Origin of the sequence: Fundicoccus sp. Sow4_F4 (assembly GCF_052116145.1) — a bacterium.
Taxonomy (GTDB): Bacteria; Bacillota; Bacilli; order Lactobacillales; family Aerococcaceae; genus Fundicoccus.
On sequence record NZ_JBQKLQ010000006.1, the window covers coordinates 95655 to 108024 of the forward strand.

Sequence of the window (12370 nt, forward strand, 5' to 3'; positions counted from 1 at the left end):
CAGTATAGCCCGCCCCTTCGCCGAAGAATGGCGATTTACTTATTTGACCGATTCTACTACCTATCCTGTATCACTAGCGTCTGCCTCACCTCATGCTCAGTCACATCCGTCAATAATTGGATCTGAGGATTCTCCGCTATCACCTTCTTCACAAAATATAAACCATGACCATCTGCAGCAGAAGCAACATTCAGCCCCGTCCGATTGGCCGGTGACAAAGGCTTATCCAACAAACTACCTAAACTTTGGCAAGAATTTGTCACCATAAACAAAGTCTGCTGACTCTCTTTTTTTAACAAGATAGTTATAAATTTATTCTCAGCCTGACTCGCTGCTTGAATCGCATTATCTAGTAATATCGACAGCAAGCGTACCAATAAAACGGTCGAAATAGAAAATCCATCTAAATCGGGTGACAGCTCAATCCCTATTCTAATCCCCTCGGACTGAGCGTTAACAAGTTTGGTGTAAAGAATACTCTTGACTTCCATTAAAGAAATCTGACTCAATTTGCCTAATTCAAATTCATCCGACTGAATTAACTTCTGGGTCGGCGCAACGGTCTCCTCAAAAATTTGTCGCGTCCCCTCCATATCACCGGCCTCAATCGACAAACGCATCGAGTAAAGAATATTCAAGTAATCATGACGAAAAGTCGATAACTGATTATAAAGCCGCTCGATATTCTCGTTATACTGCTCAATACGCGCTAATTGCACTTTTTTAAGCTGCTTTTCATCTCGTTTTTTCATAATAAAATGCAGACTAATAATCACAAGCAAGCCAGTAATCAATAATTGATAGAACATGATTGACTGGAAAGGTAATAAACGCGCCAATGGTTGGCTATATCTCAATGGCTTTTGAAGAAATATACTGACTAATAATAAGGAGACAGCAATCAGCACTTGATGGCTCTGGTGTAGTTTAGAAACCTGCCCACGATCCAATAAAATCAAACCTCTTGCTAATAACAGCTTCAGTAAGTCTAAAGCGAAAATGATCATAAAAAAAAATGTTGGATTGCCAGTTAGCCGATTGGGTACGAATAGAGTTAACAAAGCAGACAAGCCACGCTCAAACAACAAAACAATGGAAATTAAACTGATCAGTCGAATCAGCTGGGTCACAATATTTAATTGTAATGACTGGCGATTTTTAACCAAGAGAAAGAGAATGAAGAAGACTCCTATAATCATCAATTTCGCAACCTGATAGTAAGCAAGCACATAAAACCAGGCGACTAAAGCAATGACATATAAAGCATTCGACAAACGTCGCTTCTTCTCTAGACTACAAATAGCCACTGTTAAGAAAATAAATAAGTAAGCAAATAACACATTATGGCTGAGGAATAACAGTTGATTAAGCTTCATAGTGTGTCTCCTTCATAGGTCTTTAGTTGCTCTTTCAAGCGTTTATAATAAGTCCGCGTCACTGGAATGCGGCTATCATTCTTCAAAACAATTTCTCGTTTACTTAAATTAAAATGTGAAATTTGCTGACTATTGATGACAAAAGCTTGGTGCACCCGCCACAAACGAGTATCTAATTTTTCAATGTCACTTAAAGCGCCGTAAAATTCAACAAATCTTTTGCCCGCATTAACGCGAATCATGTGATTGCCCACCACTTCGAAGAAATTCAATTCTCGCCAGTCAATTGACAGGGGTGTCGAGAGAAATTCAAGCACCAGTTTTTCCTTTTCTTGACCATTCTGTGTAAAATAAACTGCTAAGCAGTCTCGGATTTGTTGTTGGAAGGCCTCTTTTTCAAGATTCTTATTAACGAAAGTCAAGGCTGACACCATATATTGGTAAGACTTATAAGCCAGTTGTTGATGAGTCGTCACAAACACAATGATTCCCTCGGCGTCAAAGACACGAATCGCTTGCGCAATCTTCAAGCCCGCTTCGGTGTCGGTATTTATTTTAATATCTAAAAAGTACAAATTTCTTTCGGTTGATTGTTGAGCTGCCAATAACAGGTCGCTTCCTTTGTAATGAACACTTATTTTTTCATTGGGATAATGATAATCATTGATTAAATCTGCAAGTAAATGCTGAAGATAAGTCGCTTGATTCACTTGGTCTTCCAGAATAAAAATTGTCACATCATTGCCTCCTTTTCAATTATCGTCCTTTCAATATTAACAAAAAATAAAGCTTCCTGCGTAATACTTGCCTATCTGACATTTATTTCAGCCTATCCGTCATACGTCTCCTTCAAAGTGGTTTATCCGCGTAAACTATTAGGCTATCAAACGCCTTATGACTGTTTCGCGAGAGATTTTCACAAAGAACACCAAATGCAACAGACGAATGAACTAATTAGTGCTTGACACCGAGTCTCATTCGGCATGACTTGATTGCTGGCAAGTGTCAGTTCGTTCAAGACACTACGATGTTATTTGTAATTTTTGTTTTCTGGTGTTTTACAGAATGAGATCGGTAGCGACAAAATATCCACGATTGAACATTACACATCGCTCTTTTGCATCAGGCAGGGAAGCGGACGAATTTGTCCATATGTTCGGTTCACATAAAGCAGTCAAACCTGAAGTTTTGGTTCGCTGGGAACAAGTGAATTAATATGATGATAAGCCCTGTTTTAATTTCGAAGACCTTAGGACAAATAAATTCTTGATTTCTACTTTTAAAAATAGCTTGAAGCCTTTCAGCTACCAGTTTTACAGATATTGGATGAGAGTGGTGGTATTTGTCCCGTGATAGTTGGGACACTTATTATTTACTTAGTTAACAGTTTTCTCTGTATTTATGAAGTGTCTTACTTTGACTTTATTATTTAGAATGATTATAATTAAGTTATCAAATAGCAAAGGAGCAGATGCACAATGTCATTAGATTTAAGAGATTACGGTAAAGATCCATTTGTCATTAACATTGAAGCAGCTACTTTACAAAACGACACATTCAGAACTGCCCTATGGACCGGTTCACAGCTACAAGTTACCCTCATGTCGATCCCAGTTGGCGGCGATATCGGCGGTGAAATCCATACCAAAGAGGATCAATTCTTACGTCTAGAACAAGGTCAAGGCCGAGTGATTATGGGGGAAAGCGAAGATAAGATTACTTTCGAGAAGGAAGTTGCTGACGATGATGTCATTTTAATTCCTAAAGGTGTCTTCCATAATGTGATTAATACGGGCGACCAACCAATGAAGTTGTATTCCATTTATGGCCCTGCGCATCATGCACATGGAACGGTTCATGAGACACAAGCCATTGCTGAAGCTGAGGAAGAAGAACATCACCACCATTAATAGGTAAAGTATCCCCTGAGAGAGAAATCTTTCAGGGATTTTTGTTTAAGGGGTAAATGAATAAAGTGCACTCGAAAGTGGATTTTTATGAGTGCATGTCTCTGCTGAAGCGACAATTGCTCAGCAACCTGCTTGAAACAACTGGCGTTGCCAGTGCGTTTTCGTATGGCAGCAGAGTTGATTTTGTTATACTATTTTTAAGAGGTAAGGACGATGCGTTGCTTGCTTACCGAAGCTAAATTAGCTTTAAATGGTATTCTAACGAAAGTATTGATGGCTGAAGCTGAGACTAAAGTGGTGAATACTTGTATTCATTAATTAAATAGGAGGAATTTATAATGAAAAAAACGTTATTTATAAAAAAAGGCGCGTTACTTGGGGCTAGTCTGCTTGCATTGGGCACAGTGACTGCCTTGCCGGTGGCCGCGCAAGAGGATGCGTCCGAAACGACGAGTGAATCTACTAGTACAGAGAGTGTCGATGAAGAGAGTACTGATGAAGCGACCGCTAATTTCTTAGAAACTGAAGGCAGTGACGTACAGCTAGCTTTAGTGGCGGAAATTGAGTTATTTCAAGCTGAGTTTCCTGACGTAGACATCGTAGAATTAGACATTGATTTGAAGAAAAATGGTTCTTTCGAGATTCAAATCGACGGCCAAGATGCGGCTAACGAATTTGAGGTCACCATTGATAGCCAGACAAATGACATCAAGAGTCAAGAGCAGGACCGATTAGATGATGATGATGATGTGAAAATGGCTTTGGATTTCGAGCAGCTATTGTCAATTGATGAGATTACGTCAATTGCTTTAGATGACGTTGGCTTTGGTGAAGTGACGGACTGGAATCTAGAGTACGACCGTGATCACGATCGTTTCGAATGGGAATTAGAAGTTTTTGACCAAGTGACGAAAGACGAAGCTGAGTTAACGATTGAGGGCTTAACTGGCGAAATTCTTGAAAGTGAATTAGATGATTAAGGACGTTGACCTTTACTAAAATTAATCCATTGCTTCAGGCTTTCCTAGCTTAGTTAATTGCTTATATAATAGAAATACGGCTTAGTTTTCGAACTAGGTCGTATTTTTTTAGGTGTTTAAGGTTAAATTGCTTAGGAGTGCTGCTTCATGATTGGCTTAAGACGAAGGCTTTCAATTACCAGGGGGAAAGATGTTGGGCGAGACGGGCGATAGTTGTCGCATGGTGGGTAGCCACTGGATTTGTGATGAGTATATGAACTAAGAAACACCTTAAAAGTTTTCTGATGATTTGTTATCGGAAACTTTTTGGGTGTTTTCATATTTTGCCGAATGATAAGCAATATTCTCTAACTTCGAGATAAGTTAATCTTCCCAGCTGTCCTATTCTAAGTGCTGCTTAACATATTCTGCAACGTTGCAGAATTTAATTTCCCATGCTGAGTCCTTTTCTGACAAGTATTCTGCCAGATAATTCTCTTTATTTACCGAATCTATTTGCAAATAAGAACAAACGTTCGTATAATGTGGGTAGAGATATATTTAGGAAGGAGGTTCTTTGAAACGATGGGTTATATTGATTATTCACTTGAACCGCGGTCTGACATTGCTTTTGTGGATATGAAGTCTTTTTATGCGAGTGTTGAATGTGTTGAGCGCGGGCTCCACCCTTTAACGACTTCGCTGTGTGTGATGAGTCACGGTGATAACAGTAAGGGCTTGATCCTGGCGAGCTCCCCTACTTTCAAAATAGTCTTCGGCAAGCAAAATGTCGGACGTGCTTATGATTTACCTTTTAATGTGCATACGCGTAAATTTAGTCACTCAAACGCTAGACGGCAAGGTCTCGATATCACACCCGAATATATTCGCTTTATTGAAGCCTGGGCCAAACGGACGATTTTTGCTGCACCGAGAATGGGCTTGTATATTCAGCGTAATATGGAGATTCAAACGGTCTTACAGAACTACTCACCTAAAGCAGAAGTTCACCCCTACTCAATTGATGAAGGCTTTGTCGATTTAACACGCTCGCTTGATTATTTCGCCCCCGATAAGATGATGTCAAGACGCAATCGCTTGGATTTGGTTTCTGGAAAGATCCAACGCGATATTTGGAAAAAGACTGGGGTCTATTCAACGATTGGCATGAGCAATGCGAATCCTTTACTCGCTAAACTAGCGCTCGACAATGAAGCCAAACAAACACCAACCATGCGTGCGAACTGGTCTTATGAAGATGTTGAAAGTAAAGTCTGGGGCATCGAGACGATCACTGATTTCTGGGGAATTGGTAGCCGGACTGAAAAACGTTTAAATCGACTAAAGATTTATTCGATTAAAGAGTTGGCTAATAGTAATCCTGATTTATTAAAAGCTGAGTTTGGGGTAATGGGCCTTCAGTTATGGTTCCATGCCAATGGCGTCGATGAAAGTAATGTCTTGGAACCTTACCGTCCTAAAGCGACGGGGATTGGTAACTCACAAGTCTTACCGAAAGATTATTATAAACAATCCGATATTGAACTAGTCTTGTCCGAGATGGCCGAACAGGTCGCCATTCGCTTACGTAAACGCCAGAAGAAGGCAACCGTTGTGTCGATTTATACAGGATTTGCACGCGATGTTGAAAAGAAATCAATCAGTGTTCAAAAGAAAATTGATCCTTCTCAAAGCACGAAAGTTTTAACCGGCTATGTGATTGAGCTATTTCGAAAGAAATATACTGGCGGGGCTATTCGTAATATCGGTGTACGCTTCGACGGGCTAGTCGATGAAATTTATACCGTCTATTCACTATTTGATGATGTAGAAGAAATCGAAAAGGTTGAACGCGTTGAACAGGTAGTTGATGATATCAGGGCTAAGTTTGGCTACCTTTCGCTCCAGAAAGCCACCTCGCTGTATGAAAATTCTCGGACGGTTGCACGTAGTAAATTAATTGGTGGTCATGCTGGCGGTGGCGCGGGTGGATTGGATGGTTTAGCATGAGCGTCAACCGCGACTATCTGCCCTTTAAATCGGCTCGCCAATATCAAGATCGCAAAATGGCCAAATGGATGGGCTTCTTTTTATCTGAACATACATCAGCTCTTGGTGAATTAGAAGAAACCTTCGACTTTGGTACTGCCCTACCCTTTAGTGAAAGAATATATTTACTGAGCCAACTCTTCGCCAATCAACAGAAGGCGGCATTCGCCGTACGTCAACCTAAGCTAGTCCAGACGATTAAAGGGACAATTACTCAATTTATCGATTCAAAAATTGGGATAGCTAGCGACAGTGGTTACCACTTTGTCGCTATCGAAGATGTTTTAAGCATTCAATTAATCCAGGAGGAAGATTTCTATGACGAGCCGTAAACTGCGCCAAACTGAGTTACAGTTTGATTATTTCAGTGAAAATTATCGTCAGTTTGAAGAAGATTTCTATCAATATTCAGCCATGAGCCTTCCTCTGACTTTTATTACTGATGACTTATTATTATCAATGGCTGGCTCTCAAAAAAATTACTTTATATTAAATAGACATAATTCACTTGATCAAAAGGATCATTATTTTATTTTTAACGTTAAGATGGCTTCTGAAGCTAAGATGGTCAGAATTTATGAGTATGTGGGACATCAGCGTTCGTTGGACTAAGTTAGCGTGGCAGAAGTTATCCCTATTTAAATGAAATGAGTTGACCTATTTGTTTTACTGTTTATTGAACAACAGACTTACCTCACTAAAAGTACTGAGTGAGATAAGTCTGTTGGTTTATTTTATTTAAATTCTTCACCGTGCTTCTTACTAAGTTGCAATGCTAATGCAATCACTTGATGCATATCATAATAACGATATTGTGCTAATCGCCCAGCAAATGTAATTTGAGGACTTTCTTTGGCAAGTTTAAGATAGTTAGAATACAAAGCATTATTCTCTCGATTATTAACAGGATAATAAGCTTCTTTTCCACGTTCATATTTAGCCGGATACTCATGAGTGACTATAGTTTTGGATTGACGCCCAAAATCAAAATGCTTGTGTTCGATCACACGTGTATATGGAGTGTCAGAATCGGTATAGTTAACCACTGCGTTACCTTGATAGTTCTCCATATCTAATACTTGTGTTTCAAAATATAAGCTACGATATTCCAATTCACCGAATTGATAATCAAAAAACTGATCAATCATACCCGTATAAAGAATATGCTGATATCCATTTAAGTAAGTTTCTTTTTCATTAAAAAAATCTGTCTCTATTGAAACAGTAATATTGGGATGTGCTAACATTTTCTCAATGATTTGCGTATAACCACCTATTGGAATCCCTTGATAACGATCATTAAAATAATTATTATCATATGTCAAACGAACAGGTAGTCGTTTAATAATAAATGCTGGTAATTCAGTTGCTTTTCTTCCCCACTGCTTTTCTGTATAGCCTTTAATTAGCTTCTGATAGACATCCACACCAACCAAGCTAATTGCTTGCTCCTCCAAATTTTTCGGCCGTGGCCCAACCATTGAACGTTGACTGTTGATGATTGCCTCAGCTTCTTGAGGTGTGCTCACGCCCCACAACTTAGAAAATGTGTTCATATTAAAAGGTAAATTAAAGATTTCTCCCTTATAATTTGCAATCGGGCTATTAACATAATGATTAAAAGAAGCAAATTGTTGTATGTACTCCCAAACTTTGACATCATTGGTATGAAAAATATGTGCCCCATACTTATGAACTTGAATGTCTTCTAATTCGTAAGTATAGATATTTCCCCCTAGGTGATTTCTTTTTTCAATGACGTCAACTTTATAACCTTTCTTTGCCATCTCATGGGCATAAGTTGACCCTAATAGACCAGATCCAACAACTAATATTTTGTCTAACATCATAAACTCCTTCCCTAAGAACGCTTCCCTGCTTTCAGTGCTTCCATGTAGAATGAAATAGAAGCATTAATATTTCTACGATAGAGTGATTTAGCAGAGTGTCTTTTACTTATTAAACAAATATTAACTATAGCCTGATACTTTTCTAGCGGCTTTATATAAAGTATTTGATATTTTTTTGCCTTTACGTCCTTTAATATTTAATATACGTGCAAGTATCGTTTGGGATATTTGTTGATAGGCTTCAGGTGATTGTTTTTTCAAATAGTTCCATAAGGCTTGTTTTTGCATCAAACTTTCATGAGTATCCATTTTATTCAATAAAGCGATTGAGATGAGTGTCACAACTTGGATATGACGGACTAAATAATCGTTTAATTTGGGGTTTAATTCTGATGTTTGACCATACACATCAATCAATATTTGATTCACTTTTATTTGTTGATCGATACGTTTCATCATCATTGTTTCAGTAATCGATTGATCATCTCGTCCTATGAAATAGCGGTATAAAGGCACATCTAAATAATATAGTGTCGAAACTTGTTGAAGTGGGACAAAGACAAATAAATTATCTACATAAAATGTATGCTCCGGCAATTCAAGGCCACTTTTCTTTAATACTTCTGTACTAAAAATCAACGAATGCATTAATAAATATTGACGTTTTTTGAATTCAGCCAGATCCTCCCAACCAACTATCTGTTTAACCGGAATGATACTTTTGTATTTCATTTTCTTTTTTTTCAAGATGTTTTCTTGCTCATAAACAAAATCAGATACTAACATATCTACTAATGTTCCATTCGCTACAAATTTTGCCAGTTGGTCTATTACTTGCATTAAAGCTTCTGTATTCAACCAGTCGTCGCTATCGACGACTTTAAAATAATAACCTGTTGCGGCTTTAAGCCCGGCATTCACAGCTCCACCATGCCCTTTGTTCGGTTGATGAATGACTTTTACAATCGACGGATACTTAGCAGCATAGTCATCTGCGATTTGAGCAGTATCATCAACTGAACCATCATTAACAATAATCACTTCAACTACATCTCCCCCCTTGAGACATGATTCAATGGACTTCCGCATATAACCACTCGAGTTATAGCAGGGAATTGTAATTGTTAATAATTTCATTAATTATCTACACCTTTCAAATTCTAGCTATTTATCGCTAAATAAAACTTAAGTTTATTTTTTCATAATCACAAATTTAAGCATAGGGTAATTTATAACAACCTGCAAGAAAATATTCACCACATTTGCAATTGTCTGAGCGACACCTATGCTAAATCCAAATCCAGTAAACAAACTAATCGTATATGGAGGTAAAATAATCGATACAACCCCTGCAAATACGACAGTTAGAATATACCAGTGTAAAGTACTTGAAATAGAATTATTAGCTCCAAACACTAGATTTCTTTGAACAATATAATTCACAATCTGTGCACCTACATAAGCGAGCAGAAACGATAGAAAGCCTGTTAAACCACCGTTTTCTACTGAGTAATTGAAAATAAACCAATTAAAACTCTGTTCAGAAAAAGTTTTGAATAAAAATCCTGTTCCTAGCCATAATAATATAAAGTTTGTCACCGTGGCAATATTAGACAACACATTAAATTTAATAAACTCCCACAAGTCTGGATGACTTCCTATCCAGTTTTTCAACCTATCTCTCATTTATTTGCTCCTTTTCGTTAGTCGTCTATTTTCAAAAAAGGCGCTAATCATTCCTTTACTCCCTGACCAGAAATTTCCATTGACCATTCGAACAATTTCATTGACCATTCTTTGATTTATTAAGCCACCAGTCATTTTTGCCATTGCTCGAAACGTCATATTATAATTAAAGTACAGGTTTAAATTAGGTTTTCCTTTGGCCATACTACGATTTAATAAATAAGTTATTAATTGATAAGCTTTTCTAGCAACCCAACCTTTAGCATAATACATTTGTGATAAAGTATCGTTAACTCCTAATGGTTGAGCAGTGTTCCACTTCTTATCCGGTAAAGCTCTTGCGATTAGTATCTCATAAATATCATCTGATACATTCTGGATATTTGCCCCTCGATATTGTTCCAAAACTTCTTGAGTATAAATTCCTGATGCATCGATTCCTTCTTTTTCAACTGTTGCAAATAAATGAAGTTTCTGGCTACTTTCACCAATGGCTAAAGTATAATTCCCCGCTTCAATTTCCCATTTATTAGCCGATGGATTGAAAAATTCAAAGGCTCTCTCTGGTATTTCGATCGTTAGTTGCTTAGTTTCTCCAGGTTCCAAGAATACTTTTTGAAAAGCAACAAGTTCTTTTGAGCTTCTAAAAATGGCTGATTGTTCTTTAGAAAGATAAACTTGAGCCGTCTCAGCAGCTGGAATAGAACCAACATTGGTTAAAGCGAACGTCACTGCATGTTCAGATATCGTCAAATTAGAATAGACAAAGCTTGAATAACTCAATCCAAAACCAAACGGAAATTGGACTGGTATATTTGCTGTATCATAATAACGATACCCTACAAAAATACTTTCTTTATATTCACTCGTTGCCTCTAATCCAGGGTAATAATTTTTCGATGGTACGTCTTGATACGACAATGGATAAGTTTCATTTAACTTACCTGAAGGTGAATGCTTCCCTGTCAATAAATCCCAAGTCGCTTGACCGCTTGCTTGTCCAGCTAAATATGTATGTAAGATAGCTGATACTTTCCCCTCCCAGGGCAATGTCATTGGCGAACCACCACTTAATACAACGACTACATTCTTATTGATCGAACTAATACTTTCTATTAAATGTTGCTGATTGCTAGGGAAATTCATGTCACTACGATCCATCCCCTCAGATTCTGATATCTCAGGTAATCCAGCAAAAATTATAACCACATCAGCTGCTTTAGCTCCTTCAATCGCTTCATCTATCAGTGTCTGATTGATAACATTTTCACGCGTATATCCCTTAAACAGCTGAACATTTGGATTAGAGAGGTCTTTAACAACTGATTCTATTGATTCTAACTGCGTTGGGTTAACCAAGGATGATCCTGAACCTTGATAACGTGGTTCAAAGGCAAAATCACCAATTAACGCAATCTTCTTTTCCGTAGATATTGGCAGAATTTTGTCCTTGTTCTTTAAAAGTACCGCGCTATTGAGCGCCGCTTCATAGGCTAACTGATGATGTTGAAAAATTGTTTTTTCAGTCAAATCATCACTAGCTGTTTCATCATGTGCTAACTTCAATACAACAGATAATAACTCGTCTACTCGTTGATCCAATACTGTTTCACTTAATCGGCCCTCTTCGACCGCTTGAGTTATTTCTAAAGCGCCAGCGACTCCGGTTCCCGGCATCTCAAGATGACTTCCTCTTTCAACGCCTAATACATGGTCGTTACTACCACCCCAGTCTGTCACCACCGCCCCCTCATAGTTCCATTCGTCATACAGTATATTTTCAAGCAAGTGTTGGTGTTCATTCGCATATTGACTATTAATACGATTATAAGCAGTCATAATAAAGTCTGTTTTGGCTTCTTTAACGGATGCTTCAAATCCTGGAAGATAAATTTCACGCAAGGTTCTCTCATCAATAATAGAATCATTCGACATCCGTCTTAATTCTTGGCTATTGACCGCGTAATGTTTAGGTGTCGCTGCCACTCCTTGACTTTGAATTCCTTTAATATACCCCACAGACATACGAGCCGTAAGATAAGGATCTTCACTGAAGTATTCAAAATTCCGTCCGCATAATGGATTTCTTTTAATATTTAAACCCGGTCCTAAAATAACATTCACTCCGAGTTCACGTGCCTCTTTTCCCAAAGCTTGACCAATGCGATTAGCAAGTTCTTCATCCCAACTATTTGCTATCGTTGCTGCCGTGGGGAAACAAGTTGCTTCAATACTTTTATTTAAACCTAAATGATCTGCGCTTCCTAACTGTTTTCTGATACCATGTGGACCATCAGATAAGAATAATGATGGTATGCCTAGATGTTTATAGTCTTGTGTTTGCCAAACGTTTTTCCCTGACATCAACGAAGCTTTTTCAAACAATGTCATTTTCTCAACAATGTCTTGATGTTTCACTTCCTCAATCCCCCCTCTACATAAATAAAATATGCTTCTAAGATGTGTTATCTTTACTTAGAAGATAATGCATCAAAGAAGCATATTTCTAAAATCGATCAAACATTAAACACTGTTTGAAT

At 37.9% G+C, this 12370-nt stretch carries 12 protein-coding genes; 6 read left to right on the forward strand and 6 right to left on the reverse strand.

All coding sequences use genetic code 11. The annotated features are described in order from the left end of the window. Positions 1-56: 56 nt before the first annotated feature. Both ACTQ5J_RS09725 and ACTQ5J_RS09730 read right to left on the reverse strand, forming a co-directional pair. Positions 57-1376 (reverse strand): GHKL domain-containing protein, encoded by a 1320-nt coding sequence (locus ACTQ5J_RS09725; protein WP_441752578.1) that lies wholly within the window; start codon positions 1374-1376, stop codon positions 57-59. Further along, the gene (locus ACTQ5J_RS09730) at positions 1373-2113 is read right to left on the reverse strand and encodes a DNA-binding response regulator (protein ID WP_441752579.1); all 741 of its coding nucleotides are present in this window, start codon (positions 2111-2113) and stop codon (positions 1373-1375) included. The genes ACTQ5J_RS09725 and ACTQ5J_RS09730 overlap by 4 nt, the downstream gene beginning before the upstream one ends. Positions 2114-2441: 328 nt before the next feature. On the opposite strand from ACTQ5J_RS09730, the gene ACTQ5J_RS09735 reads away from it, so the two are divergent. From ACTQ5J_RS09735 to ACTQ5J_RS09760, 6 genes are all read left to right on the forward strand, one after another. Then, positions 2442-2591 (forward strand): hypothetical protein, encoded by a 150-nt coding sequence (locus ACTQ5J_RS09735; protein WP_441752580.1) that lies wholly within the window; start codon positions 2442-2444, stop codon positions 2589-2591. Positions 2592-2854: 263 nt separating this feature from the next. Then, positions 2855-3286 (forward strand): cupin domain-containing protein, encoded by a 432-nt coding sequence (locus tag ACTQ5J_RS09740; protein ID WP_441752581.1) that lies wholly within the window; start codon positions 2855-2857, stop codon positions 3284-3286. Between the two features lie 338 nt (positions 3287-3624). Then, a complete protein-coding gene (locus ACTQ5J_RS09745) occupies positions 3625-4266 on the forward strand; it encodes a PepSY domain-containing protein (protein ID WP_441752582.1) in 642 nt (213 codons plus the stop codon). Between the two features lie 564 nt (positions 4267-4830). After that, on the forward strand, positions 4831-6255 hold the full coding sequence (locus ACTQ5J_RS09750) for a Y-family DNA polymerase (protein ID WP_441752583.1): 1425 nt from the start codon (positions 4831-4833) through the stop codon (positions 6253-6255). Further along, positions 6252-6626, forward strand: coding sequence for a hypothetical protein (locus tag ACTQ5J_RS09755; RefSeq protein ID WP_441752584.1), 375 nt, complete (start codon positions 6252-6254; stop codon positions 6624-6626). The genes ACTQ5J_RS09750 and ACTQ5J_RS09755 overlap by 4 nt, the downstream gene beginning before the upstream one ends. Beyond that, positions 6613-6906 carry a DUF5960 family protein gene (locus ACTQ5J_RS09760; protein ID WP_441752585.1) on the forward strand — a complete coding sequence of 98 codons (294 nt, stop codon included), beginning with the start codon at positions 6613-6615 and terminating at the stop codon, positions 6904-6906. The genes ACTQ5J_RS09755 and ACTQ5J_RS09760 overlap by 14 nt, the downstream gene beginning before the upstream one ends. A gap of 122 nt (positions 6907-7028) precedes the next feature. Here ACTQ5J_RS09760 and glf read toward each other — a convergent pair whose 3' ends face one another. The 4 genes from glf to ACTQ5J_RS09780 all read right to left on the reverse strand — a co-directional run bounded on the left by glf (position 7029) and on the right by ACTQ5J_RS09780 (position 12248). After that, a complete protein-coding gene (gene glf, locus ACTQ5J_RS09765; protein WP_441752586.1) occupies positions 7029-8141 on the reverse strand; it encodes a UDP-galactopyranose mutase in 1113 nt (370 codons plus the stop codon). Positions 8142-8264: 123 nt separating this feature from the next. Next, positions 8265-9281, reverse strand: coding sequence for a glycosyltransferase family 2 protein (locus tag ACTQ5J_RS09770; protein WP_441752587.1), 1017 nt, complete (start codon positions 9279-9281; stop codon positions 8265-8267). A gap of 54 nt (positions 9282-9335) precedes the next feature. Beyond that, complete coding sequence (locus tag ACTQ5J_RS09775) at positions 9336-9818, reverse strand: hypothetical protein (protein ID WP_441752689.1); 483 nt, start codon at positions 9816-9818, stop codon at positions 9336-9338. 12 nt (positions 9819-9830) lie between these two features. Continuing rightward, on the reverse strand, positions 9831-12248 hold the full coding sequence (locus tag ACTQ5J_RS09780; RefSeq protein ID WP_441752588.1) for a beta-glucosidase: 2418 nt from the start codon (positions 12246-12248) through the stop codon (positions 9831-9833). Positions 12249-12370: the final 122 nt, after the last annotated feature.